22 protein-coding genes and 1 pseudogene are annotated in these 25,942 nt (G+C 69.0%); 18 read left to right on the forward strand and 5 right to left on the reverse strand.

Annotated features, from left to right (window positions below; all coding sequences use genetic code 11):
* The first annotated feature begins 103 nt into the window (after positions 1–103).
* A complete protein-coding gene (locus tag ACI2LP_RS17980; RefSeq protein ID WP_404725487.1) occupies positions 104–2,674 on the forward strand; it encodes a zinc-ribbon domain-containing protein in 2,571 nt (856 codons plus the stop codon).
* Here ACI2LP_RS17980 and ACI2LP_RS17985 read toward each other — a convergent pair.
* Positions 2,661–3,179: a GNAT family N-acetyltransferase gene (locus ACI2LP_RS17985; protein ID WP_404725488.1), complete on the reverse strand. Its 519-nt coding sequence runs from the start codon at positions 3,177–3,179 to the stop codon at positions 2,661–2,663. The two genes, ACI2LP_RS17980 and ACI2LP_RS17985, sit on opposite strands and share 14 nt — an antisense overlap.
* A 99-nt stretch (positions 3,180–3,278) precedes the next feature.
* Between ACI2LP_RS17985 and ACI2LP_RS17990 the strand changes: the two genes are divergently transcribed.
* Positions 3,279–4,565 (forward strand): geranylgeranyl reductase family protein, encoded by a 1,287-nt coding sequence (locus ACI2LP_RS17990; RefSeq protein ID WP_404725489.1) that lies wholly within the window; start codon positions 3,279–3,281, stop codon positions 4,563–4,565.
* 173 nt (positions 4,566–4,738) lie between these two features.
* Here ACI2LP_RS17990 and ACI2LP_RS17995 read toward each other — a convergent pair whose 3' ends face one another.
* A complete protein-coding gene (locus tag ACI2LP_RS17995; RefSeq protein ID WP_404725490.1) occupies positions 4,739–5,524 on the reverse strand; it encodes a C40 family peptidase in 786 nt (261 codons plus the stop codon).
* Between the two features lie 693 nt (positions 5,525–6,217).
* Between ACI2LP_RS17995 and ACI2LP_RS18000 the strand changes: the two genes are divergently transcribed.
* From ACI2LP_RS18000 to nuoN, 14 genes are all read left to right on the forward strand, one after another.
* Positions 6,218–6,577: an NADH-quinone oxidoreductase subunit A gene (locus ACI2LP_RS18000; RefSeq protein WP_030494815.1), complete on the forward strand. Its 360-nt coding sequence runs from the start codon at positions 6,218–6,220 to the stop codon at positions 6,575–6,577.
* Between the two features lie 17 nt (positions 6,578–6,594).
* On the forward strand, positions 6,595–7,149 hold the full coding sequence (locus ACI2LP_RS18005) for an NADH-quinone oxidoreductase subunit B family protein (RefSeq protein WP_327325411.1): 555 nt from the start codon (positions 6,595–6,597) through the stop codon (positions 7,147–7,149).
* Positions 7,146–7,874: an NADH-quinone oxidoreductase subunit C gene (locus ACI2LP_RS18010; RefSeq protein ID WP_404725491.1), complete on the forward strand. Its 729-nt coding sequence runs from the start codon at positions 7,146–7,148 to the stop codon at positions 7,872–7,874. The genes ACI2LP_RS18005 and ACI2LP_RS18010 overlap by 4 nt, the downstream gene beginning before the upstream one ends.
* Complete coding sequence (locus ACI2LP_RS18015) at positions 7,871–9,193, forward strand: NADH-quinone oxidoreductase subunit D (protein WP_360874263.1); 1,323 nt, start codon at positions 7,871–7,873, stop codon at positions 9,191–9,193. Before ACI2LP_RS18010 ends, ACI2LP_RS18015 begins: the two co-directional genes overlap by 4 nt.
* A gap of 35 nt (positions 9,194–9,228) precedes the next feature.
* Positions 9,229–10,041, forward strand: a complete 813-nt coding sequence (nuoE, locus tag ACI2LP_RS18020) for an NADH-quinone oxidoreductase subunit NuoE (RefSeq protein WP_404725803.1) — start codon at positions 9,229–9,231, stop codon at positions 10,039–10,041.
* The gene (nuoF, locus tag ACI2LP_RS18025) at positions 10,041–11,417 is read left to right on the forward strand and encodes an NADH-quinone oxidoreductase subunit NuoF (RefSeq protein ID WP_404725492.1); all 1,377 of its coding nucleotides are present in this window, start codon (positions 10,041–10,043) and stop codon (positions 11,415–11,417) included. Before nuoE ends, nuoF begins: the two co-directional genes overlap by 1 nt.
* 97 nt (positions 11,418–11,514) lie before the next feature.
* Positions 11,515–14,019: an NADH-quinone oxidoreductase subunit G gene (locus tag ACI2LP_RS18030; RefSeq protein ID WP_404725493.1), complete on the forward strand. Its 2,505-nt coding sequence runs from the start codon at positions 11,515–11,517 to the stop codon at positions 14,017–14,019.
* 139 nt (positions 14,020–14,158) lie between these two features.
* Positions 14,159–15,493: an NADH-quinone oxidoreductase subunit NuoH gene (nuoH, locus tag ACI2LP_RS18035; RefSeq protein ID WP_404725804.1), complete on the forward strand. Its 1,335-nt coding sequence runs from the start codon at positions 14,159–14,161 to the stop codon at positions 15,491–15,493.
* Positions 15,486–16,073, forward strand: a complete 588-nt coding sequence (gene nuoI, locus ACI2LP_RS18040; protein ID WP_404725494.1) for an NADH-quinone oxidoreductase subunit NuoI — start codon at positions 15,486–15,488, stop codon at positions 16,071–16,073. Before nuoH ends, nuoI begins: the two co-directional genes overlap by 8 nt.
* The gene (locus tag ACI2LP_RS18045; protein WP_404725495.1) at positions 16,070–16,960 is read left to right on the forward strand and encodes an NADH-quinone oxidoreductase subunit J; all 891 of its coding nucleotides are present in this window, start codon (positions 16,070–16,072) and stop codon (positions 16,958–16,960) included. Before nuoI ends, ACI2LP_RS18045 begins: the two co-directional genes overlap by 4 nt.
* Complete coding sequence (nuoK, locus tag ACI2LP_RS18050; RefSeq protein ID WP_404725496.1) at positions 16,957–17,256, forward strand: NADH-quinone oxidoreductase subunit NuoK; 300 nt, start codon at positions 16,957–16,959, stop codon at positions 17,254–17,256. The genes ACI2LP_RS18045 and nuoK overlap by 4 nt, the downstream gene beginning before the upstream one ends.
* Before the next feature lie 14 nt (positions 17,257–17,270).
* Positions 17,271–19,211, forward strand: a complete 1,941-nt coding sequence (nuoL, locus tag ACI2LP_RS18055; RefSeq protein WP_404725497.1) for an NADH-quinone oxidoreductase subunit L — start codon at positions 17,271–17,273, stop codon at positions 19,209–19,211.
* Positions 19,212–19,216: 5 nt separating this feature from the next.
* Entirely contained in the window at positions 19,217–20,788 is a 1,572-nt protein-coding gene (locus ACI2LP_RS18060) for an NADH-quinone oxidoreductase subunit M (RefSeq protein WP_404725498.1), read from the forward strand.
* Positions 20,785–22,434 carry an NADH-quinone oxidoreductase subunit NuoN gene (gene nuoN, locus ACI2LP_RS18065; RefSeq protein ID WP_404725499.1) on the forward strand — a complete coding sequence of 550 codons (1,650 nt, stop codon included), beginning with the start codon at positions 20,785–20,787 and terminating at the stop codon, positions 22,432–22,434. The genes ACI2LP_RS18060 and nuoN overlap by 4 nt, the downstream gene beginning before the upstream one ends.
* A gap of 52 nt (positions 22,435–22,486) precedes the next feature.
* Here nuoN and ACI2LP_RS18070 read toward each other — a convergent pair whose 3' ends face one another.
* Positions 22,487–23,341, reverse strand: a complete 855-nt coding sequence (locus tag ACI2LP_RS18070) for a helix-turn-helix domain-containing protein (RefSeq protein ID WP_404725500.1) — start codon at positions 23,339–23,341, stop codon at positions 22,487–22,489.
* 274 nt (positions 23,342–23,615) lie between these two features.
* Positions 23,616–24,029 carry an ATP-binding protein gene (locus ACI2LP_RS18075; protein WP_404725501.1) on the reverse strand — a complete coding sequence of 138 codons (414 nt, stop codon included), beginning with the start codon at positions 24,027–24,029 and terminating at the stop codon, positions 23,616–23,618.
* Between the two features lie 125 nt (positions 24,030–24,154).
* On the opposite strand from ACI2LP_RS18075, the gene ACI2LP_RS18080 reads away from it, so the two are divergent.
* Both ACI2LP_RS18080 and ACI2LP_RS18085 read left to right on the forward strand, forming a co-directional pair.
* Entirely contained in the window at positions 24,155–25,009 is an 855-nt protein-coding gene (locus ACI2LP_RS18080; protein WP_404725502.1) for a helix-turn-helix domain-containing protein, read from the forward strand.
* Positions 25,006–25,227 (forward strand): DUF397 domain-containing protein, encoded by a 222-nt coding sequence (locus ACI2LP_RS18085; RefSeq protein ID WP_404725503.1) that lies wholly within the window; start codon positions 25,006–25,008, stop codon positions 25,225–25,227. Before ACI2LP_RS18080 ends, ACI2LP_RS18085 begins: the two co-directional genes overlap by 4 nt.
* A gap of 4 nt (positions 25,228–25,231) precedes the next feature.
* On the opposite strand, the pseudogene ACI2LP_RS18090 reads toward ACI2LP_RS18085, so the two are convergent.
* Positions 25,232–25,852: pseudogene (locus ACI2LP_RS18090) on the reverse strand (Uma2 family endonuclease).
* Positions 25,853–25,942 lie beyond the last annotated feature (90 nt).

Here is a 25,942-nt window from a genome sequence, read left to right on the forward strand (position 1 = left end):
GGGAACCGGCGGACGGGCAAGATGAGTCAGTTGTTTACGACTTTTGTTTACGGCTTGCTTATCCGCCCTGTTCCTGTCCCCGCTCGTCCCCCGGAGTCTGCCCATGGCCTCGTACTGCCCGCACTGCGGCAACCCATCCCCGGATGAGGCGCGCTTCTGCATGAAGTGCGGGCGCGAGCGCTTGCCCGATGCGGCTGCGGGCCCGCAACCACCGGCGCTGCCTCCGGCGCTGCCGGCCGTACCCGCGTATGGGCCGGGGCCAGCACAGCCCTCGCCCGTCGGGGCCTTCTTCGGCCGGGTGTTCCGCGGCGACTGGCTGTCCTCGGCGAAGGCGGCCGCCTGGCCGAGCGGACTGCTGCTCGCGCTCGCGGTGGCGCTCGCGATCCCCTCGTACGGCCAGGACGACGAGGTCGTCGTCGGCTGGAGCGACCGGCTGCGGATCGCGCTCGCGATGCTGCTGCAGGCGTTCGGGGGCGGCTTCGAGGTGAAGGCGACGGGCGGCTCCTCGCCGTTCGGCTCGGACTCGGGCTCCGGTTCCTCCGGCGGGATCTTCGGCGACGGCGGATACCCCGGCACCTCGGGCGGCGGGAGCCCGGACGAGATCGTGCAGGGCGGGGCCTCGCTCTCCCTGGTACCGCTGACGATGACCCTGCTGTGGATCGGCGCGGTGTACCTGGGCGCGCGGATGCTGCGTACGCGCGGCGCGGGGCTGGAAGCGGCGGTACGGCTCTCGCTGCTGGTCACCGGTGTGGTGCTGGTCCTCGGGCTGTTCGCGCAGCCCGAGATCGCGGGGGTCGAGGTCTCCTCGTCCCCGCTGCTCGCGGCGCTCGGTGCGCTGGGGATCTCGCTCGCGGTGAGCTGCGGGGCGCTCCAGCGCGACGACCTCGCGGCGTGGCTCGCGCAGCGGCCCGCGGCCCGGTCGGCCGTGCGGGCTCTCGGTACCTCGGTGCGCGCGCTCGGCGCGGTGGTGGCGCTGTGCTCCCTGGTCGGCTTCGTCGTGTACGCGAACGCGGACGACGTGGACGGCACGGCCCTGCTGATCGCGCTGCCGATCCTGCCCAACATCGGGTTCGCGGTACTCGGGCTGAGCTGGGGTGTGCCTGTCGAGTTCGCCGTCCAGGGACAGTTCAGCGTGGTCGGCTCCAGTACGGAGCACGGCAGTTTCGGGCTCGGCGAGATCAAGGACGTGTGGGGCGGCGGTGCGGTCGCCGGGATGCTGGCCCTCGGCGCGGTCTGCGCGCTGACGCTGGGTGTCTGGGCGGCGCGCCGCTCGGCGGACCGCCGCGAACAGCTGCTGGCCGGGGGTTTCTCGCTGGGGCTCATCCTGCTGTTCATGGGCGTCAGCGGGGTCGGCGGGGACCTCGCGGGCGGGATCGAGGACTGGGGCGGCCGGGGCACATCGGAATTCGCCCCGAGTGTCCCGGACGCGCTGCTGTTCGGCCTGTTGTGGGTGGGTGCGGCGACGTTCCTGGGCCCGTACGTACTGAAACTGACGGGCGGGCAGCCGACGGTTGCTCCCGCGGTACCGCCGTACGCCCCGGGCATGCCGGTCGCGCCGTACGCGGCGCCTGGGGCCCAGCCCCTGGCGACCCCGGGATTCGCAGCGGCCCCGGCCGCCCCCGCCGCCCCGGCCGCCCCGGCCGCCCCCGCCGCCCCGGCGGCCCCTGCGACCCCGGGCACTCCGGCGGGCCCGGATGTCCCGGGCGCTGCGGGGACTCCGGCCACTCCGGTCACTCCGGCCGCTCCGCCCACGCAGGTGGACCCGGCTGCGTCGGCCGCTCCCGCGACGCCAGTCGCCCCCGCGGCCCCCGCCGCCCCGGTTACCGTGACCGACCCGGCTGCCGCCGCCGGCGTCGTACCGCCCTACGCCGCCCAGACCCACGCGGCCGGTGCCTACGACCCGCACACCGTCCATCTCGCCGCCGCCGCTCCGGTGGCCCCCGCCTCCGTCCCCGCGGCCGAGCGCAAGCGCAAGGTCCTCCTCTGGACCGCCACCCTCACCGTCGCGTTCCTCATCGGCGGCGGAGCGACGGCCGGCGCACTGATCATGCAGAAGCACAACGACAAGCCGGGCAACACGCAGCACCAGAACCAGAACAAGCCCCCCGTCGCCTCGCCCTCCGAGTCCCCGAAGACGGACCCGCGGCCGAGCCAGGACCCCGGCTCCCGGCAGTCGCCGACCCCGTCTGCCTCGCCGACGCAGCCGACGGGCACCGCCACCCTCCCCGCGGGCTTCGTGCTGAAGCAGGACCCCGCCGGGTTCACCGTCGGCGTCATGGACGGCTGGAGCCGCCGCCAGACCGGCAGCCAGATCTTCTACGAGGCCCCGACCGGCGGCGAATACCTCCAGATCGGCATCGTCAAGAACGCGCCGATGTCCTCGTACGAGAACTTCCTCGGCCTGGAGCAGAAGCACCTGGGGACCCCGGAGACCCAGTACGAGCGCAGTCAGCTGATCCAGAACACCTATCAGGGACGGCCGGGCGCCCTGTGGGAGTTCACCCACACCCCCGAGCCGGACGAGGGCACCCTGAAGCGGCACGTCATCGACCAGGCGTTCGTCGCCGCGGACGGCACGGAGTACGCGATCCTCGCCGCAGGCCGCGCCGAACTCTGGGACGCGAACAAGGACGTGGTGTTCTCGACCGCGCTCAACACGTTCAGAGCGAGCTGAGCTCCAGGCGGAAGCAGTACCCCTTCCGCCGCGACTCCGGCGTTGTGAACGTCTCCGCGAGCTCCATCCCCAGCCGCCGGGTCACCGCGATGGAGCGCTCGTTGAGGGCGTCCACCATCGCCACCACCCGCTCCACCCCCGCCGCCCGTACCCGCTCCAGCGTGGTGCGGGCGGCGGCCGTCGCGTAGCCCTTTCCCCACGCGGACCGCGCCAGCCGCCAGCCGATCTCGATCTCGCCGCGCGGGCCGAAGCCCTCGTACGGCCAGGGCTGCGCCCCGGTGAAGCCGATGACCTCGCCGTCCTCGTCCAGCATCGTCCACAGGCAGAAGCCGCGTTCGGCGTCGTGTCTGCGCTGCCGTGCGGTCAGCTCCTCGTAGACCGACAGCTCGGCCGATGTGCCGCCGTGGAACTCCATGACCTCCGGGTCGGCGAAGATCCGGTGCCAGGCCAGGGCGTCCTCGTCGGTGGGCACACGCAGCTGTACGGCGGGGAGCGGCCTGCTCATAGGGGGGAACCCTTCAGTTTGTGGATCAGTTCGCACCCATAGACTGCACATGTCCTGTGCCATTCGGTACGCAATATCGAGTCTTCGGGAGAACCCGCCGTGACCGAGCCCCTCTCCGAAAACACCGCCGATGTGATCGTCGTCGGGGCAGGCCCGGCCGGCTCCACGACCGCGTACTACCTGGCCAAGGCCGGACTTGACGTTCTGCTCCTGGAGAAGACCGCTTTCCCGCGCGAGAAGGTCTGCGGCGACGGCCTCACCCCGCGTGCCACCAAGCAGCTGGTCGCCATGGGCATCGACATCTCCGAGGAGGCCGGCTGGCTGCGGAACAAGGGCCTGCGGATCATCGGCGGCGGTGTGCGGCTCCAGCTGGACTGGCCGGATCTCGCCAGTTACCCGGACTACGGACTCGTCCGCAAGCGCGACGACTTCGACGAGCAGCTGGCCCGGCAGGCGCAGAAGGCGGGCGCACGGCTGTACGAGCGGTGCAATGTGGGTGCGCCGGTCATCGACGAGCGCACCGGCCGTATCACCGGCGTGCACGCCAAGCTGGGCGAGGACAAGCGCGGGGTCACCTTCCACGCCCCGCTCGTGGTCGCCGCCGACGGCAACTCCTCCCGGATCTCCCTCGCCATGGGCCTGCACCGGCGTGAGGACCGCCCGATGGGCGTGGCCGTACGGACGTACTTCACCTCGCCCCGGCACGACGACGACTATCTGGAGTCCTGGCTGGAGCTGTGGGACCGGCGCGGCCCGGGCGAGGACCGGCTGCTGCCCGGCTACGGCTGGATCTTCGGCATGGGCGACGGCACCTCCAACGTCGGCCTCGGCGTGCTCAACACCTCCGCCTCCTTCAAGGAGCTGGACTGGCGCGAGGTGCTGAAGGCCTGGTGCGCCTCGATGCCGGCGGACTGGGGCTACACCGAGGAGAACATGACGGGCCCGATCCGTGGCGCCGCGCTCCCGATGGCCTTCAACCGTCAGCCCCACTACTCCAAGGGCCTGCTGCTGGTCGGCGATGCGGGCGGTCTGGTCAACCCGTTCAACGGCGAGGGCATCGCGTACGCCATGGAGTCCGGGCAGATCGCCGCCGACGTGATCGTCCAGGCACACGCCCGGCAGACCCCGGCCCAGCGCGAACTGGCCCTCCACCGCTACCCCAAGGTCCTCAAGGACACCTACGGCGGCTACTACACGCTCGGCCGCGCCTTCGTGAAGCTCATCGGCAACCCGAAGGTCATGAAGATCGCCACGCAGCGCGGTCTGACGCATCCCGTACTGATGAAGTTCACGCTGAAGATGCTGGCCAACCTGACCGACCCGACGGGCGGCGACGCGATGGACCGCATCATCAACGGGCTGAGCAAGGTGGCCCCGCGGTCATGACGATGGCCCCGCGTCCATGACGATGCGCCGCCGCCCCACGCGCGGCGGCGTACCGCGTGGGCGTGACCGGCCTTGCGGCGATGCGACGAAGGGCCGCGGCTCCACCCCCGAGCGGGGGAGCCGCGGCCCTTCGAAGTATGGCCTTCAAACGTGCCCGTCAGGGCGTGGGGCGGTCAGAGAACGCGGACCGCACCGCTCGCCGGGTAGCCCGACAGGTCCTGGATGACGACGCCCTTGCCGGGGTTGGCCGCGTCGAGGTACTTGCCGTCGCCGATGTAGACACCGACGTGGTACGCGCTGCCGGCGCCGCCCCAGTAGAGGATGTCGCCGACCTTGAGGTTGCTGGTGCCCACCTGGGTGCCGGCCACCGACTGGTCCTCCGAGACACGCGGCAGGTCGACGCCGACCGTCTTGAACGCGGCCTGGACGAGGCCGGAGCAGTCCCACGAGTTGGGTCCGGTGCCGCCCATGACGTAGGCGTCGCCGAGCTGCGCCTTGAGGAAGGCGACAACGGTCGCTGCGGAGCCCGTGGCGTTCGAGGTGGGGGCGGAGAGCGTGGTGCGCTCGGAGGAGCGGGAGGCGCGCTCCGTGGCCTCGGCCTCGGCGCGCTTCTTCGCCTCGGCCTTCTTCTTGGCCTCTGCCTTGCGGTCCGCCTCGGCCTTGGCCACCTTGGCGGTCTTCGCGGCCTTGGCGGCCGCGGCGTCCTCCCGGGCCTGCAGCTCGAGGTCGAGGGCGACCTGCTGCGTGGCCTCGGCGGACTGCGCGACGGCGGCCGAGAGGTCGGAGGTGAGCGTGGGCATCTCAATGGTCTCGGTCACCGGCTCGGCGTTCGCCGACCCCGTGGCGGCGGCCACCGCGATGGTGCTGAGGACGCCACCGGCAACTCCGGCTCGCAGCGCCAGCTTCGAGCTGCTGCGGCGGGGCTTCCGGTGGCTGGGTATGTGAGCGGTGTGGGACATGAGTACAACCGCTATCAGGGGCGCGCGGTTCCCTTCAAGAAACGTGTGTTGCGCCACAGTTGCTACCGGAACCTCTGAATCCGCTCTGCTCCGGCCCTTATTGACGCCGTAACGGGCAAATCGGGCACGCCTGATCACGGCCGTGATCAAGGGCTTTCCGTAAAAGGTCCGAATTGCCTGGCACTTACCATCCCTTCACTCCGTTGGCCAAGCCCGCTTTTATCGCAGCTCGGAGCGAGTGGCACAGGTCACAGAAAGGTGAACGTCCGGCCGCTCGAGAGTTCGTGAATGCAGGCACGCGTCCACCTTCATCTGCCCCTGCAACCCGACCGGGTGACGCGGCGTCCACTATCACCCGTTGCGGTCCATCTCCAATTTGCCTGTGCGGGCCACTCCTTGATAGAGCACCGGCCCTCCGACCAGCGGTAACAGGTCCAGATGTCACGTCTGGTGATTACTCAGGCGCTTCGCGTATGAAGATCACCGCTCATCCGACTTCATGATCGTTCGCCGGGTGGTGGAGATCACAAAGGCGTTGTCGTACCCCGTGTCGCAGATCACAGACCGGCAGGCATAGGATGCGGAGCAGTCGGGCTTGTGAACTGCCTCACATGAGCACGATCTTCGCGAGGCGGCGAGGCGGAATGCCCGGTGCGGTCCAACGGTCAAGGACGACTGGAAGGAGCGAGGAGGGTGAATGCTTACGCGCCCATCCTTGTGCTCGGCGCCCTCGGGGCAGGGTTTGCGATCTTCTCCGTGGTCATGGCCACGCTTATCGGCCCAAAGCGGTACAACAGGGCGAAACTGGAGGCGTACGAGTGCGGCATTGAGCCGACTCCGACGCCCGCCGGAGGCGGCCGCTTTCCCATCAAGTACTACCTGACGGCGATGCTCTTCATCGTCTTCGACATCGAGATCGTCTTCCTCTACCCCTGGGCGGTCACCTTCGACGCCCTGGGGCTTTTCGGGCTCGTGGAGATGCTGCTCTTCGTGCTCACCGTCTTCGTTGCCTACGCGTATGTATGGCGGCGCGGCGGCCTGGAATGGGACTGAGGGGCTGAGGGGCACCAATGGGAATCGAAGAGAAGCTGCCGAGCGGTTTCCTGCTGACCACCGTCGAACAGGCCGCGGGCTGGGTGCGCAAGTCATCCGTCTTCCCGGCGACCTTCGGTCTGGCCTGCTGCGCCATCGAAATGATGACGACCGGCGCCGGCCGTTACGACCTGGCCCGCTTCGGCATGGAGGTCTTCCGCGGCTCGCCGCGCCAGGCCGACCTGATGATCGTCGCCGGCCGGGTGAGCCAGAAGATGGCGCCCGTCCTGCGGCAGGTCTACGACCAGATGCCCAACCCCAAGTGGGTCATTTCCATGGGCGTTTGCGCCTCATCGGGTGGAATGTTCAACAATTACGCGATTGTGCAGGGCGTTGATCACATTGTGCCCGTCGATATCTATTTGCCAGGCTGCCCGCCGCGTCCGGAGATGCTGATCGACGCGATTCTCAAGCTCCACCACAAGATCCAGACCTCCAAGCTCGGCGTGAACGCGGAGGAAGCGGCCCGCGAGGCGGAGGAAGCGGCCCTGAAGGCGCTCCCCACCATCGAGATGAAGGGGTTGCTGCGATGACGGACCAGCCGAACCCCGAGAAGGAACTCAGCGAGCAGAACCTGCCGGGGCAGCGCGGTGAGGGCGGCGAGGAGATCCGCGTCCAGCGCGGCATGTTCGGTGCCGCCAACGGAGGGGATACGTCCGGCTACGGAGGGCTTGTGCGCTCCGTACGTCTGCCGGGCCCGGCCACCCGCCCCTACGGTGGGTATTTCGACGAGGTGGCCGACGAGCTCGAGGGCGCGCTGGAAGAACAGGGACTCGTCCCCGAGAACGCCATCGAGAAGACGGTCGTCGACCGCGGCGAGCTCACCTTCCACATCGCCCGCGAGCACCTCCTCCAGGTGGCCCGCACCCTGCGCGACGACCCGGCGCTCCGCTTCGAGCTCTGTACCGGCGTTTCCGGAGTGCACTACCTGGAGGACAAGGGCCGTGAGCTGCACGCCGTCTACCACCTGCGCTCGCTCACTCACCGGCGGCTGATCCGTCTCGAAGTCTCCGCCCCGGACAGCGACCCGCACGTCCCGTCCCTGGTCACGGTCTATCCGACCAACGACTGGCACGAACGCGAGACGTACGACTTCTTCGGGCTCGTCTTCGACGGCCACCCCGCCCTCACCCGGATCATGATGCCGGACGACTGGCAGGGCTTCCCGCAGCGCAAGGACTATCCGCTCGGCGGCATCGCCGTCGAGTACAAGGGCGCCCAGATCCCGGCTCCGGACCAGCGGAGGTCGTACTCGTGACCACCCCATCTGCAAGCGCACGCGAGACCACCGAGGGGACCGTGTACACGGTCACCGGCGGCGACTGGGACGAGGTCGTCCGGACCGCGGCCAAGGCCGACGACGAGCGGATCGTCGTCAACATGGGCCCGCAGCACCCCTCCACGCACGGCGTGCTCCGGCTGATCCTGGAGATCGACGGCGAGACCGTCACCGAGGCCCGCTGCGGCATCGGCTATCTGCACACCGGCATCGAGAAGAACCTCGAGTACCGGACCTGGACGCAGGGCACCACCTTCGTCACGCGCATGGATTACCTCACCTCGTTCTACAACGAGACGGCGTACTGCCTGGGCGTGGAGAAGCTGCTCGGCATCACCGACCAGATCCCGGACCGGGCGAGCATCGTCCGCGTCATGCTGATGGAGCTCAACCGGCTCTCGTCGCATCTGGTGGCCATCGCCACCGGCGGCATGGAGCTCGGCGCCACCACGATCATGATCTACGGGTTCCGGGACCGCGAAATGATCCTGGACCTCTATGAGCTGATCACCGGCCTGCGGATGAACCACGCGTTCATCCGGCCCGGCGGACTCGCCCAGGATCTGCCCCCGGGCGCGGTCGACGCGGTGCGCGAGTTCGTCAAGAAGATGACCAAGAACCTGCCGGAGTACGACAAGCTCGCCACCGGCAACCCCATCTTCAAGGCCCGTATGCAGGACGTCGGCCATCTCGATCTGGCCGGCTGCATGGCACTGGGCGCGACCGGGCCGATCCTGCGCTCCGCGGGCCTGCCCCACGATCTGCGCAAGACCGACCCCTACTGCGGCTACGAGACGTACGACTTCGACGTCCCGACCGCCGACACCTGCGACGCCTACGGTCGCTTCCTCATCCGCCTGGAAGAGATGCGGCAGTCGCTGCGCATCGTCGAGCAGTGCCTGGACCGCCTCGAGCCGGGACCGGTCATGGTCGCCGACAAGAAGATCGCCTGGCCCGCGCAGCTCGCGCTCGGCCCGGACGGGCTCGGCAACTCGCTCGACCACATCAAGAAGATCATGGGCACCTCCATGGAGGCCCTGATCCACCACTTCAAGCTGGTGACCGAGGGCTTCCGGGTCCCGGCCGGGCAGGCGTACGCGGCGGTCGAGTCGCCCAAGGGCGAGCTGGGTGTCCATGTCGTCAGCGACGGCGGCACCCGCCCCTACCGGGTCCACTTCCGCGATCCGTCGTTCACCAATCTGCAGGCCATGGCGGCGATGTGCGAGGGCGGCCAGGTCGCCGACGTCATCGTCGCCGTCGCGTCCATCGACCCCGTGATGGGAGGCGTCGACCGATGACGGCCAAGTCGCCGAATCAAGAGGTGCAGCTGGGGATGCCGCAGCTCCCCGCCCCCGAGTACCCGGCCGATGTGCGCGCCAGGCTGGAAGCGGACGCGAAGGAGATCATCTCCCGCTACCCGGACAGCCGGTCCGCCCTGCTGCCGCTGCTGCACCTCGTGCAGGCGGAGGAGGGGTATGTGACCCGCACCGGGGTCCGGTTCTGCGCCGAGATGCTGGAGCTGACCACCGCCGAGGTCACCGCGGTGTCCACCTTCTACTCGATGTACCGGCGCAAGCCCTCCGGCGACTACCAGGTCGGCGTCTGCACCAACACGCTGTGCGCGGTGATGGGCGGCGACGCGATCTTCGAGGAGCTCAAGGAGCACCTCGGCGTCGGCAACAACGAGACGACCGAGGACGGCAAGGTCACCCTCGAACACATCGAGTGCAACGCGGCCTGCGACTTCGCCCCCGTGGTGATGGTCAACTGGGAGTTCTTCGACAACCAGACGCCCGAGTCCGCGCGGCAGCTCGTCGACGACCTGCGCGCGGGACGCCAGGTCGAGCCGACCCGCGGCGCCCCCCTGTGTACGTACAAGGAGACCGCGCGGATGCTCGCGGGCTTCCCCGACGAGCGTCCGGGCGCGGTCGAGGCGAGCGGCGGCGCGGGCCCCGCCTCGCTGATCGGTCTGCGCCTGGCCAAGGGCGAGACCTCGGCGGCCCGGATCGTCTCCCCCCGCAGCGAGACGCGTCAGGACGCGCCGCAACCCGGCTCCGAGCACCTCAGTTCGCACGACGCACCGCAGCAGACATCGGACTCCGACCCGGACCACCCGGCCGGACCCGCAGCCGAGGAGGGGGAGTGATGACCTTGTCCACCGAATACGGGGGCACCTCCGGGCCGGACGCCGGGGGAGAGACGAGTCCCGAGAAGCTTCTCGCGCCCGTTCTGTCGGCCTTCTGGGACGAGGAAGAGTCCTGGACGCTGGACACCTACCGGCGGCACCAGGGGTACGAGGGGCTGCGCAAGGCGCTCGCCATGTCGCCGGACGACCTCATCGCCTACGTCAAGGACTCCGGTCTGCGCGGCCGCGGCGGCGCGGGCTTCCCCACCGGAATGAAGTGGCAGTTCATTCCGCAGGGAGATGGAAAGCCGCACTATCTGGTGGTCAACGCCGACGAGTCGGAGCCCGGGACGTGCAAGGACATCCCGCTCCTGTTCGCCAACCCGCATTCCCTGATCGAGGGGATCGTGATCGCCTGCTATGCGATCCGGTCCAAGCACGCGTTCATCTATCTGCGCGGTGAAGTCGTCCCCGTACTGCGGCGGCTGCATGAAGCAGTGCGTGAGGCGTACGAAGCGGGCTTCCTCGGCAAGAACATTCTCGGCAGCGGACTCGACCTCGAGCTCACCGTGCACGCGGGCGCGGGCGCGTACATCTGCGGTGAGGAGACCGCGCTGCTGGACTCACTGGAGGGACGTCGCGGTCAGCCCCGGCTGCGTCCCCCCTTCCCCGCGGTCGCCGGTCTCTACGCGTGCCCCACTGTGGTGAACAACGTCGAGTCCATCGCCTCGGTTCCCGCGATCCTCAATCGCGGCAAGGACTGGTTCAAGTCGATGGGCAGCGAGAAGTCCCCGGGCTTCACGCTCTACTCGCTCAGCGGCCATGTCACCAACCCCGGCCAGTACGAGGCCCCGCTCGGCATCACGCTGCGCCAGCTGCTCGACATGAGCGGCGGTATGCGCGCCGGGCACCGGCTCAAGTTCTGGACGCCGGGCGGCTCTTCGACCCCGATGTTCACCGACGAGCACCTCGACGTCCCGCTGGACTACGAGGGCGTGGGCGCGGCCGGTTCGATGCTCGGCACCAAGGCGCTGCAGTGCTTCGACGAGACGACCTGTGTGGTGCGGGCCGTCACTCGGTGGACCGAGTTCTACGCCCACGAGTCCTGCGGCAAGTGCACGCCCTGCCGCGAAGGCACGTACTGGCTGGTGCAGTTGCTGCGTGACATCGAGGCCGGCCGGGGCGTCATGTCCGACCTCGACAAGCTGAACGACATCGCCGACAACATCAACGGCAAGTCGTTCTGCGCGCTGGGCGACGGAGCCGCGTCCCCGATCTTCTCCTCGCTCAAGTACTTCCGCGAGGAGTACGAGCAGCACATGACCGGCAACGGCTGTCCCTTCGACCCCGCACGGTCGACCGCCTGGGCCGACAAGCACCTGGAGGTGAACGCATGACGGTGGCGCATGCGCCGAGCCCGGGCCGCGGCTTCGCCGCAGGCCGCTCCTCGGGCCCCGCACCCCACTTCGACACGCATCGCCCGGAGGTGCAGTCATGACCGTCACCACGCCTTCCCCCGCCGGAGGCGCAGGCGCGGCCGTACCGCCGGAGGATCTCGTCTCGCTGACCATCGACGGCATCGAGATCAGCGTGCCCAAGGGCACCCTGGTCATCCGGGCCGCCGAGCTGCTCGGCATCGAGATCCCGCGCTTTTGCGACCACCCCCTCCTCGACCCGGCCGGCGCCTGCCGGCAGTGCATCGTCGAGGTCGAGGGCCAGCGCAAGCCGATGGCCTCCTGCACCATCACCTGCACCGACGGCATGGTCGTCAAGTCGCAGCTCACCTCGCCCGTCGCCGAGAAGGCGCAGAAGGGCGTGATGGAACTGCTGCTGATCAACCACCCGCTGGACTGTCCGGTCTGCGACAAGGGCGGCGAGTGCCCGCTGCAGAACCAGGCGATGTCCCACGGCGACGTCGACACCCGCTTCGACGGCCAGAAGCGCACCTACGAGAAGCCCGTGCCGATCTCCACACAGGTGCTGCTCGACCGTGAGCGGTGCGTGCTGTGCGCGCGCTGCACCCGCTTCTCCAACCAGATCGCGGGCGACCCGATGATCGAGCTGGTCGAGCGGGGTGCGCTGCAGCAGGTCGGCACCGGCGAGGGCGACCCCTTCGAGTCGTACTTCTCCGGCAACACCATCCAGATCTGCCCGGTGGGCGCGCTGACCTCGGCGGCGTACCGATTCCGCGCCCGCCCCTTCGACCTGGTCTCGTCGCACAGCGTGTGCGAGCACTGCTCCGGCGGCTGCGCGACCCGCACCGACCACCGGCGCGGCAAGGTCATGCGGCGGCTCGCGTCCAACGACCCCGAGGTCAACGAGGAGTGGATCTGCGACAAGGGGCGCTTCGGCTTCCGTTACGCGCAGCAGCCCGACCGGCTGACCACTCCGCTCGTACGCAACTCCGAAGGCGTCCTCGAACCGGCGAGCTGGCCCGAGGCGCTGGAGGCGGCGGCCCACGGGCTGCGCGCCGCCCGCGGCCGGGCCGGAGTCCTGGTGGGCGGCCGGCTCACCGTCGAGGACTCGTACGCGTACGCCAAGTTCGCCCGGGTCGCCCTCGACACCAACGACGTCGACTTCCGCGCGCGTGTGCACTCCTCAGAGGAGGCCGACTTCCTGGCCGCCAGGGTGGCGGGCAGCGGGCGTGACCTCGACGGCAAGGGCGTCACCTACACCTTGCTGGAGAACGCCCCGGCGGTGCTGCTCGCCGGGTTCGAGTCGGAGGAGGAGGCGCCCGGCGTCTTCCTGCGGCTGCGCAAGGCCAACCGCAAGCACGGGCAGCGCACTTTCGCGCTGGCCACGCACGCCACCCGTGGCCTTGCGAAGGCGGGCGGCACGCTGCTGCCCGCCGCGCCCGGCACCGAGACCCAGTGGCTGGACGCGCTGGCGGCCGGCACCGGTCTGGAAGGCGACGGCACCAAGGCGGCCGAGGCGTTGCGCGCCGAGGGTGCGGTGATCGTCGTCGGCGAGCGGCTCGCGGGCGTGCCCGGCGGGCTCACCGCCGCCGTGCGGGCCGCGACCGCGACCGGCGCGCAGCTGGTGTGGATCCCGCGCAGGGCCGGCGAACGCGGTGCGATCGAGGCGGGCGCGATCCCCTCGCTGCTGCCCGGCGGCCGCCCGGCCACCGACCCGCGGGCCCGCGAGGAGACGGCGGCGGCCTGGCGCGTACGCGAACTCCCGCACCACTACGGCCGCGACACCGGCCAGATCGTCGAGGCCGCGGCGACCGGCGAGCTGGGCGCGCTGTTGGTGGCGGGCGTCGAGGTCGCGGACCTTCCCGACCCGGCACGCGCGCGTGAAGCACTCGACGCGGTGGGCTTCCTGGTCTCCCTGGAGCTGCGGCCGAGCGCGGTCACCGAGCGGGCGGACGTGGTCTTCCCGGTCGCGGCGGTCGCCGAGAAGCCGGGCACGTTCCTCAACTGGGAGGGCAGGGCGCGGCCGTTCGAGGCCGCACTGAGGCCCCAGCAGATGACACGCACCGTGGCGCCGACCGATGCGCGGGTGCTGCACATGCTCGCGGACGCGCTCGACGTCAGCTTCGGGCTGCCGGACCTCCCCTCCGTCCGCAGGGAGATGGACCGGCTGGGTACCTGGGACGGCCCGCGGGCGAGCGAGCCGCTGGAGCCGGCGCAGCCGCTGCCCCGCCCGGGCGAGGGCGAGGCGGTCCTGGCCGGCCACCGGCTGCTGCTCGACCTGGGCCTGCTCCAGCGGGGCGACGAGGCACTGGCGGGCACTCGCCATGCCGCGGTCGCCAGGCTCTCCGCGGCGACGGCGGCGGAGACCGGAGTGAAGGACGGCGACGCCCTGGCCGTCACGGGACCGGCGGGCTCGGTCGAACTCCCGCTCCAGGTCTCCGAGATGCCGGACCGGGTGGTGTGGCTGCCGCTGAACTCCGTCGGCGGCGGCGTCACCTCGGACACCGGCGTCGCCCCCGGACAGCTGGTCCGCATCGGCCCGGCGGCGTCCCAGACCGCCACGGACGCGGAGGTTCAGTCGTGACCGCCTTCACCGACCGCCGCGCGGCGGTATCCCGGCCGGCCCCGGGCCCGGCCCTCCCCGCAACGGAGGTGCGAGCGTGACCACCCTCGCTCATATCGCCGAGGCCCAGCGGAGCGTCTTCGCCGCCGAGGATCTCTCGATGTTCGGGCGCGACCCCTGGTGGCTCGTTGTCATCAAGGCCGTGTTCTGCTTCGCCTTCCTGATGATCACCGTGCTCTTCTCCATCGTCTGGGAGCGCAAGGTCGTCGCCTGGATGCAGCTGCGCATCGGCCCCAACCGGCACGGCCCCTGGGGCATGCTCCAGTCCCTCGCCGACGGCATCAAGCTGATGCTCAAGGAAGACCTGATCGTCAAGCGCGCGGACAAGGTCGTCTATGTCCTCGCGCCGATCGTCGCCGCCATCCCCGCCTTCATGGCGATCGCCGTGATCCCCTTCGGACCGGCCGGCAACGAGGTCTCGATCTTCGGCCAACGCACCAGCATGCAGCTCACCGACCTGCCGATCGCGATGCTCTACATCCTCGCCGTCGCCTCGATCGGGATCTACGGCATCGTGCTCGCCGGCTGGTCGTCCGGATCGACGTACCCCCTGCTCGGCGGACTCCGCTCCTGCGCGCAGATGATCTCCTACGAGATCGCGATGGGCGCCGCCTTCGCCTCCGTCTTCCTCTACTCCGGGTCGATGTCGACCTCGGCGATCGTCGAGGCGCAGGCGGACCGCTGGTACATCATCCTGCTGCCGGTCTCCTTCATCATCTACGTCATCACGATGGTGGGCGAGACCAACCGCGCACCCTTCGACATGCCGGAGTCCGAGGGCGACCTCGTCGGCGGCTTCAACACCGAGTACAGCTCCATCAAGTTCGCGATGTTCATGCTGGCCGAGTACGTCAACATGGTCACCGTCTCCGCGGTCTCGGTCACCCTGTTCCTCGGCGGCTGGCGCGCCCCGTATCCCGTCTCCAGCTTCTGGGAGGGCGCGAACCACGGCTGGTGGCCGATGCTCTGGTTCGTCATCAAGGTCCAGCTGCTGCTGTTCTTCTTCATCTGGCTGCGCGGCACGCTGCCCCGCGTCCGCTACGACCAGTTGATGAAGCTCGGCTGGAAGGTACTGATCCCGGTATCGGTGGTCTGGCTGATGCTGGTGGCGACCGTACGGGCGCTGCGGAACGAGAACTACGACTTCCAGCAGATCGTGCTGTACGTCGGCGGCGCCGTGATCGCGCTGCTGCTGCTCTCCTTCGTGGCCGACATCTTCCGCGGCAAGAAGGAGAAGGAAGCCGAGGCCGCCGAGCCGGAGCCCGCCGCCTTCGACCCGATGGCGGGCGGATTCCCCGTACCGCCGCTGCCCGGACAGACCCTGCCGCCCGTGCCGCGCCGACGACCGCGCCACGAGCGCGCGTTGATTGTCAGTGGCGGCCCGGACACTACGAGTGACGGCCCGAGTAACGGAAAGGAGGCTGACGATGTCTGAGGGATCCGAGAGCAAGTTCCAGAATCCGGTTGCCGGCTTCGGCGTGACCTTCAAGGCCATGTTCAAGAAGCGGCTGACCGAGCAGTACCCGGAGCAGCAGAAGGTCACGGCGCCGCGCTTCCACGGCCGGCACCAGCTCAACCGGCATCCGGACGGGCTCGAGAAGTGCGTCGGGTGCGAGCTGTGCGCATGGGCCTGTCCGGCAGACGCCATCTATGTGGAGGGCGCGGACAACACCGAGGAGGAGCGGTACTCCCCGGGCGAGAGGTACGGCCGGGTCTACCAGATCAACTACGCCCGCTGCATTCTGTGCGGGCTGTGCATCGAGGCCTGTCCGACGCGGGCGCTGACGATGACGAACGAGTTCGAACTGGCCGACAGCTCCCGCGAGAACCTGATCTACACGAAGGAACAGCTCCTCGCGGGCCTGGAAGAGGACATGGTCGACTCGCCCCACGCGATCTACCCGGGGATGGACGAGCAGGACTACTACCGGGGCCTGGTCACCGAGGCCGCGCCCGGCACGGTCCAGCAGGTCGCCGCCTCCAAGGGTGAGAAGGGCGAGGAGGTGGACGCATGAACACCCTGGCGGCCACTGTCACTTCGACCGGCGAAGCCGTTCAGTTCTGGGTGCTCGGCATTGTCGCGGTGCTGGGAGCACTCGGCACGATCCTGATGAAGCGGGCCGTGCACAGCGCGCTCGCTCTCGCCGGGACCATGATCGTCCTCGCGGTCTTCTACCTCGCCAACGGTGCGTACTTCCTCGGCGTCGTCCAGATCATCGTCTACACCGGCGCCATCATGATGCTGTTCCTCTTCGTCGTCATGCTGGTCGGTGTCACCGCCGCCGACTCGCTCAAGGAGACGCTGAAGGGCCAGCGCTGGCTCGCCGCGGGCTGTGGTCTCGGCTTCGGTGTGCTGCTGATCGCCGGCATCGGCAACGCCTCGCTGAAGCACTTCAACGGCCTCGGCGCGGCCAACAGCGCGCATGGCGGAAACGTCGAGGGCCTGGCCCAGCTGATCTTCACCAAGTACGTCTTCGCCTTCGAGATCACCGGCGCGCTGCTGATCACGGCGGCCGTCGGTGCGATGGTGCTCACCCACCGGGAGCGCACCGAGCGCGCCAAGACCCAGCGCGAGCTGGCCGAGCTGCGCGTACGGGCGGCAACCGCTCCCGAGCCCGAGCACCCGTCGCTGGCCGCCTATGGCTGGCGCCTGCCGACTCCGCTTCCCGCGCCCGGCGTCTTTGCCCGGCACAACGCCGTGGACATGGCCGGGTTGCTGCCCGACGGCACGCCGTCCCAGCTCACCGTCAGCAAGACGCTTCGGGATCGCGGACAGGTCCGCGAGGTGCCGAGCGAGGCACTGAACGACCTCAAGGCGCTGGAGCAGCGCGCGGAGGAGCGGCTGCTCGGACGGGACCGGGACGAAGAGCGGGACCGGGACGACGAGGAGGCAACACGGTGAATCCGGTCAACTACCTCTATCTCGCAGCCCTGTTGTTCACCATCGGCGCGGCCGGGGTGCTCATCCGGCGGAACGCGATCGTGGTCTTCATGTGCGTCGAACTGATGCTGAACGCCTGCAATCTCGCGTTCGTCGCGTTCTCCCGGATGCACGGCAATCTCGACGGCCAGATCATCGCCTTCTTCACGATGGTCGTCGCCGCCGCCGAGGTCGTGGTCGGGCTCGCGATCATCGTGTCTATTTTCCGCACCCGCCACTCGGCCTCGGTCGACGACGCCAGCCTGATGAAGCTGTAAGGGGTCGCTGAATCGTGGAGAACCTGATTGCGCTGCTTGTCGCGGCGCCTCTGCTCGGAGCGGCGGTCCTGCTGTGCGGCGGCCGGCGGCTCGACCGCACCGGCCACTGGATCGGCACGCTGCTCGCGGCCGCGTCCTTCGTCATCGGTGCGGTGCTGTTCGTGAACATGCTGGGCAAGGGCGCGGAGGATCGCACCCTGCACAGCACGCTGTTCAGCTGGATTTCCGTCGGGGACTTCCAGGCTGACGTCGGCTTCCAGCTCGACCAGCTGTCGATGACCTTCGTGCTGCTGATCACCGGTGTGGGCTCGCTGATCCACATCTACTCCATCGGGTACATGGAGCACGACGAGCGGCGCCGCCGCTTCTTCGGTTATCTGAACCTCTTTCTCGCGGCGATGCTCCTGCTGGTCCTCGCCGACAACTACCTGCTGCTGTACGTCGGCTGGGAGGGCGTCGGCCTCGCCTCGTACCTGCTGATCGGCTTCTGGCAGCACAAGCCCAGTGCGGCGACGGCGGCGAAGAAGGCATTCCTGGTCAACCGCGTCGGCGACATGGGCCTGTCGATCGCGATCATGCTGATGTTCACCACCTTCGGGACCTTCGCCTTCGGGCCGGTCCTGGCGTCGACGGGCGAGACGAGCGAGGGCAGGCTGACGGCCATCGGGCTGATGCTGCTGCTGGCCGCCTGCGGCAAGTCGGCCCAGGTGCCGCTGCAGTCCTGGCTCGGGGACGCGATGGAGGGCCCGACCCCGGTCTCGGCCCTGATCCACGCGGCGACCATGGTGACTGCCGGCGTGTACCTCATCACCCGCTCCGGGGCGATCTTCAACGCGGCCCCGGACGCGCAGTTGGCGGTCACGGTGGTCGGCGCGGTCACGCTGATCTTCGGTGCGATCGTCGGTTGTGCGAAGGACGACATCAAGAAGGCGCTGGCCGGTTCGACGATGTCGCAGATCGGCTACATGGTGCTCGCGGCGGGCCTCGGTCCGATCGGCTATGTCTGGGCGATCATGCACCTGGTGACGCACGGCTTCTTCAAGGCCGGGCTGTTCCTCGGCGCCGGTTCGGTCATGCACGGCATGAACGACGAGGTCGACATGCGTAAGTACGGCGGCCTGCGGAAGTACATGCCGATCACCTTTGTCACCTTCGGGCTCGGCTATCTGGCGATCATCGGCTTCCCGGGTCTGTCCGGCTTCTTCTCCAAGGACAAGATCATCGAGGCGGCCTTCGCCAAGGGCGGCACCGAGGGCTGGATCCTCGGCGGCACGGCCCTGCTGGGCGCCGCGATCACCGCGTTCTACATGACGCGCGTGATGCTGCTGACCTTCTTCGGCGAGAAGCGCTGGCAGCCCGCCCCCGACCCGGACAAGACACCCGGCATCGAGCCCGGCATCGAGGTGCACCCCGGTGAGCTGCCGCATCCGCACGAGTCGCCCAGGTCGATGACGATCCCCATGATCGTCCTCGCCTTCGGGTCGGTCTTCGCCGGAGCGTTCTTCAGCATCGGCGACCGGTTCCTGCACTGGCTGGAGCCCGTCACCGGGCACGCGCACGGGGACTCCCCGCTCAGCGTGGCGACGGTCACCGGAGCCACGATGGTGTGTCTGGTCATCGGCGTCGCGATCGCCTGGGCGATGTACGGGCGCCGGCCGGTGCCGGTCCTCGCTCCGCGCGGCTCGCTGCTCACCCGGGCCGCCCGCCGCGATCTCCTCCAGGACGACTTCAACCACGTCGTCCTGGTGCGCGGCGGCGAGCACCTCACCCGCTCCCTGGTCTATGTCGACCACACCTTGGTCGACGGTGTGGTCAACGGCACGGCTGCCTCGTTCGGCGGGCTCTCGGGCCGGCTGCGCAAGCTGCAGAACGGCTATGCCCGCACCTATGCGGTCTCGATGTTCGGAGGTACGGCAGTGCTGATCGCCGTGACCCTGCTGATGAGGGCGGTGTAACTGCCATGTCGTTCCCTCTGCTTACGGCCACGGCGGCGCTCCCGGCGATCGGTGCCATTGCCACCGCCGCCGTCCCGGCCGCGCGGCGTACCGCGGCCAAGTGGCTGGCGCTGCTGGTCTCGCTCGGCACGCTGGTGCTGGCCGCGGTCGCGCTCGTACGGTTCGAGCCCGGCGGCCCCCGGTATCAGCTGACCGAGTCGCACGCCTGGATCAAGGACTTCGGTGTCCGGTACGAACTGGGCGTGGACGGCATCGGGGTGGCGCTGCTGGCGCTGACCGCCCTGCTGATCCCCTTTGTGATCCTCGCGGGCTGGCACGACGCCGACCCCCTGGAGACGAAGTCCTCGCGCTGGCGGCCGACTCAGGGCTTCTTCGCCCTGATCCTCTCCGTCGAGGCGATGGTGATCCTCTCCTTCGAGGCCACCGACGTTTTCCTCTTCTACATCCTCTTCGAAGCCATGCTCATCCCGATGTACTTCCTCATCGGCGGCTTCGGAGACCGGGCCCACGCGGGCAGCGACGAGAACGCCGCGGCCCAACGCTCGTACGCGGCAGTGAAGTTCCTGCTCTACAACCTGGTCGGCGGTCTGATCATGCTGGCCGCGGTCATCGGGCTCTATGTCGTCGCGGGCAGCTTCTCGCTCACCGAGATCGCCGACGCGCGCGCGTCCGGCTCGCTCGACGTGGCGACCAGCACCGAACGGCTGCTGTTCCTCGGCTTCTTCTTCGCCTTCGCGATCAAGGCGCCGCTGTGGCCGCTGCACACCTGGCTGCCCAACGCCATGGGTGAGGCGACCGCCCCGGTCGCCGTGCTGATCACCGCGGTCGTCGACAAGGTCGGCACCTTCGCGATGCTGCGCTTCTGCCTCCAGCTCTTCCCGGATGCCTCGAAGTGGGCGACGCCGGTCATTCTCGTACTGGCGCTGATCAGCATCGTCTACGGCGCGCTGCTCGCCGTCGGCCAGCGCGACATCAAGCGGCTGGTCGCATACGCATCGATCTCGCACTTCGGCTTCATCATCCTGGGCATCTTCGCGATGACCTCCCAGGGGCAGTCGGGCGCGACGCTCTACATGGTCAACCACGGACTCTCGACCGCCGCGCTGATGCTGGTGGCCGGGTTCCTGATCTCCCGGCGCGGCTCGCGGCTCATCGCGGACTACGGCGGGGTGCAGAAGGTGGCGCCGGTGCTCGCCGGCACCTTCCTGGTCGGCGGTCTGGCCACGCTCTCGCTGCCGGGCCTCGCGCCCTTCGTCAGTGAATTCCTGGTCCTGGTCGGCACGTTCACGCGCTATCCGGTGGCCGGGATCGTCGCGACCTTCGGCATTGTGCTCGCCGCGCTCTACACCCTCGTCCTCTACCAGCGGACGATGACGGGCCCGGTGAAGCCCGAGGTGGCGAAGATGCCGGACCTCAGGGCTCGTGAGCTGGTGGTGGTCGCACCGCTGATCGCGCTGCTGCTCTTCCTCGGCGTCTTCCCGAAGCCGCTGACGGACATCGTGAACCCGGCGGTCGAGCACACGCTGTCCGACGTACATCAGAAGGATCCCCAGCCTGAAGTGGAGGCGGCCAAGTGAGCGCAATGATTGTCCACAGCCTGTGGACAACGGCCGCCGAGCCGATCGACAAGATCCCTGCCCCGACCATCGAGTACGCGCAGCTGGCTCCCGCGCTGATCGTCGTGGGCGCGGCCGTCGTGGGTGTGCTGGTGGAGGCATTCGTCCCGCGCAGGGCCCGTTACTACGCGCAGGTGTTCCTGACCGTGGTCGCGCTGACCGCCGCCTTCGCCGCCGTGGTCGCCCTCGCGGCCGGCGGATACGGCAGCACCAAGGCGCGTATCGCGGCGATGGGCGCCATCGCGGTCGACGGCCCGGCGCTCTTCCTGCAAGGCACCATCCTGCTGGCCTCGCTGGTCGCCGTCTTCACCTTCGCCGAGCGCCGCCTCGACCCCGCGGCACACGGCAACCGCATCGACTCGTTCGCCGCTCAGGCCGCGTCCGTGCCGGGCGGCGAAAGCGAAAAGGCCGCGGTCAAGGCCGGGTTCACCACCACCGAGGTCTTCCCGCTGGTGCTCTTCGCGATCACCGGCATGCTGGTTTTCCCGGCCGCCAACGATCTGCTGACGCTGTTCATCGCGCTGGAAGTCTTCTCGCTCCCGCTCTACCTGCTGTGCGCCGTCGCCCGCCGCAAGCGGCTGATGTCGCAGGAGGCCGCGGTGAAGTACTTCCTGCTCGGCGCGTTCTCGTCGGCGTTCCTGCTCTTCGGCATCGCGCTGCTGTACGGGTACGCGGGCTCCGTCTCGTACGCGAGGATCGCGGACGTCGTCGACGGCAGCGTGCGGACCATCGACCCGGCGCTCGCCGACACCATGGGGAACGACGCGCTGCTGCTGATCGGCGGGGCGATGATCCTGGTGGGGCTGCTCTTCAAGGTCGGCGCGGTGCCGTTCCACATGTGGACCCCGGACGTCTACCAGGGCGCGCCGACGCCGGTCACCGGCTTCATGGCGGCGGCGACGAAGGTCGCCGCGTTCGGCGCGCTGCTGCGGCTGCTGTACGTGGTGCTGCCGGGGCTGCGCTGGGACTGGCGGCCGGTCTTGTGGGCGGTCGCGATCGTCACCATGCTGGGCGGTGCGATCGTCGCGATCACCCAGACCGACATCAAGCGGCTGCTCGCGTACTCCTCGATCGCGCACGCGGGCTTCATCCTGGCCGGTGTCATCGCGACGACGCCCGACGGCGTCTCCTCCGTCCTGTTCTATCTGGCCGCGTACTCCTTCGTGACGATCGGCGCGTTCGCGGTGGTCACGCTGGTACGGGACGCGGGCGGCGAGGCGACGCACCTGTCCAAGTGGGCGGGGCTAGGGCGCCGTTCACCACTGGTGGCGGCGGTCTTCGCGGTCTTCCTGCTGGCCTTCGCCGGTATTCCGCTGACCTCGGGCTTCGCCGGGAAGTTCGCGGTCTTCAAGGCGGCGGCGGAGGGCGGCGCGGGTGCGCTGGTCGTGGTCGGTGTGATCTCGTCGGCGATCGCGGCGTTCTTCTACATCCGGGTGATCGTGCTGATGTTCTTCAGCGAGCCGAAGGAGGGCGGCCCGACGGTCGCCGTGCCGTCGCCGCTGACGATGACGACGATCGGGGTGGGTGTGGCGGTGACGCTTGTGCTGGGTGTGGCGCCGCAGTACTTCCTGAATCTGGCGAGCCAGGCGAGCGTGTTCGTGCGCTGACCGCTTTTGCGCTCGCCGTGGTGTCGTCGACGACGCCACGGCGAGCGCTTTTTCATGCCGCCAGGAGCGCGCCGGTTGTCGCGCAGCCACGGCACCGGCCCGGCTCGGTGGAGCGGAAGGCACGGTCGCAGGACTCGCAGTTCTGCAGCGGCACGGGCCCAGGCCGCCCTGCGGGCAGAGGCGGAGGCAGAAGTTCTGCGAGACGGTGGGCGAGCAGGGCTGCCGGATGGCGCAGGTCCGGTGGAAGGCTCGCGGTCAGGGTGCGGCGTACGGCCTCGGGGGCGGCCCCGCGTTCCAGCCAGGTGGTGACGGCCGGGGCGAGACGGTGTACATCCCGCTCCGAGAGCAGCAGCCGGGGCTCGTCACGCCGGAGCTCCACGAGGAGGGCGGCGGCGGGACGGTGGTCTTCGACGGCTTGGGGGTCTCCGGCTTCGGGGGCCGGAGGCGGTACGGGCCGAGGCGCGGGCGCCGGAGGTACGTCTTCGGGGGCGCTCTCCGTGACCGGGGCCTGTGGTGTCGAAGCAGGGCTCGCCCCGGGCTGGTTGTACGACACGGTGTGCGTGACGATCTGGCCGCTGGGGAGCCGTTTCCGGGTGCGCTCCAGGTAGCCGAATGCCTCAAGTTCCCGTAATGCCGAGGCGATCCGGACCTCGCCCTCGGGGAAGCGGGCAGTGAGGGTCTTGATGTCGACGCGGGCACCGGCGGGCACTGACTGGATGTGGACGGCGAGTCCGATAGCGGTGAGGCTGAGCTCACGGTGCTGGGCGAGGTGGTTGCCGATGACGGTGTATCGGCTGGTGTGCCGGGTGTTGACGTGGACGACGCCAGACCGGGACACGGTCGTGTCAATGGCCCCGGGAACGGGGGACGAAGCGCGCGCGGGCGCGCTAGGGTTCTGCCTATCCATCGGGAAGCTCCTACTTCCTCGGTGGTCAGGCCCTCGATCGGGATTGTGCGTCCCGGCCGGGGGCCGTCGCATGTGTGCAGTTGTTGCGGCGAGCATATGCCCGCCAACCCGTCACAAATCCAGCCCAGTTGGAAACCTTCACCCTTGCGAGTGATGGGGAGGCTGGAGGGGATGGGTAGGGTCTTTGCCCCGGTGAATTGAAAGCTCTTGATGTCGTGCCACACCGGATGGTGGGCGACCGGGACGTGTGGCCCCGCGATCCGGTGGGGCCGGGTCAGGGTGCGAGATCAAACTCGGCCCACACCGTTTTGCAGGGCGCGGGGCCCGGGGTGACGCCCCAGCGGTCGGCGAAGGCGTCGACGAGGATGAGTCCGCGGCCCGACTCGTCGTCTCCGGGGTGCCGGGCGACGGGGAGACGGTCACCGCGGGTGTCGATCACCTCGATACGGAGAGTGCCCTCGGCGGCGGCGAGGGCGAGGCGGAAGTCCCGTCCGGGTACGCGGCCGTGCAGCGCGGCGTTGGCGGCGAGTTCGGCGACGACATGGGCCGCCGACTCGAACGGCAGCCCCCAGGAGCGGAGTTGCTCCGTCGCCAGCAGGCGAGCGAGACGGGCACCTCTGCAAGTGGCGGAGAGCTGCACGCTGAACTGGCGGACCGAGGTACTGGCGTGGGTGATTTCTGGGTTCACGTAACTCAGCGTGGCGGGGCGTGCGTACGCTGAACAGTGATGAAGCCGATGCGTACGGTGACTGTCAGGGCGCTGTCCAGGCCTGTACAAGCTGTCCACCGTGACACTTCCGGAGGTGGGCTCGGATGAGCGCGAGCGGTGACGGTACGGACGAGCCCGGCTGGGAGGTCGATCCGGAGAACGACTCGGCGGCGGTGGTCGCGGCACTCGGCCACCAGCTCAAACTCTGGCGCGAGGCGGCGGGGTTGCGGCCGGCCGAGTTCGGGGCGGCGATCGGTTACGGCGAGAACCTGATCTACAAGGTGGAGGGCGGAAAGCGCATCCCCAGGCCGGAGTTCCTGGACAAGGCTGACGAGGCTCTTGGCGCGGGCGGAAAAATCGCCGCAATGAAGAAGGACATCGCGGAAGCGCGGTACCCGAAGAAGGTCCGCGACCTGGCGAAGCTGGAGGCTCAGGCGGTCGAGTTGGGGGCGTACGGCAACCACACCATGCATGGGCTGTTGCAGACGGAGGAGTATGCGCGGTCGTTGTTCGAGATGCGGCGGCCCGCGTACTCGCAGGATGAGGTGGAGCGGATGGTGGCCGCGCGCATGGCCAGGCGGTCGATCTTCGACCGTTCGCCAGCTCCCGCGCTCACATTCGTCCAAGAAGAGGTGACCCTCCGACGTCCTATCGGAGGCAGAATGGTCCTACGCAAGCAGCTCGAACGCCTGTTGGAGGTAGGTCAGTTGCGGAACGTCGAGATCCAGGTGATGCCGACCGACCGTGACGACCACGCAGGGATGGATGGCCGGATTCAGGTTCTGAAGTTCCAGGACGGTTCGGCGATGGGCCACGACGAGGGCCAGTTCATCAGCCGTCTCGTCTCCGATCCGAGACAGCTCCGGATCCTCGAGCTGCGGTACGGGATCATCCGGGCGCAGGCTCTCACGCCACGGGAGTCACTGGCCTTCATCGAGAAAGTGCGGGGAGACACATGACCGACAAGCCCTCCGTTGCGGATGGCACGGGGCTGTACTGGTTCAAGAGCAGCTACAGCGACGGCAGCGAAGGCGACTCTTGCGTCGAGGTCGCAGCCACCCCCGGCACGGTCCACGTCCGCGACTCCAAGAACACCCAGGGCCCCCAACTCGCCTTCACCGAAGCCCAGTGGGCGACCTTCGTGACGAACAGCGGCCGGGCCTTCGCACGCGACTGACCGGCTACTCTTCGGCGGCCTTGTTGCGGCGTGGCCTGATCTGGGTGAGGTCGAGGTCGACGGGGAAGGGGACGGAGACCTTCATCCGGTCGTGGAAGATGCCGGTGCTGGTGTACGCGCCCGTGGTCGGCTCCAGCTCGAAGACATGGACGACGGCCTGCCCCTCGTTGTCCTCCACCCGCCAGAGGTGCGGGATCTTGGCTCGCACGTACTTCACCGGCTTGGTCTCGCGATCCCGGGTCATGGTGTCGGTGGAGACGACCTCGACGGCCAGCACCACCAACTCGGCCGGCAATCGGGTCTGGTCCGAGTCCTCGATGGCCTCTCCGTGTACGACGACCACATCCGGCTCCGGCCTGTTCTGCCGGTCGATGTCGATGGTGAATCGCACGACGATCTCCAGATCCTCAGGTGCGGCCGACTCCAGTTGTCACCCGAAGAAGCCAACCGCGCGGGAATGAAAGACGGTCTGCGGCGTCGCGAAGACGAGATTCGCATCGATCAGCTCCGTGTGTGGGGGCAGATTTGGATGCCGGTCCAGGTCGTCGGCGGTCCAACCACCCTCAGGTGGTGTGGGCCAGCTGAGCTCCGGGGTTCCAGGGCCGTCGTTCGTCGGTGTTCCCATGCGACGGAGTCTCGCGTGCCTGTTCCTACAACCCGCGGGAAGTTGATCAGGTTTCCGCGCGCGGGTGAAGGCATCACGTGCCGTTGACGC

Source organism: Streptomyces sp. NPDC019890, from assembly GCF_044903445.1.
Classification (GTDB): domain Bacteria; phylum Actinomycetota; class Actinomycetes; order Streptomycetales; family Streptomycetaceae; genus Streptomyces.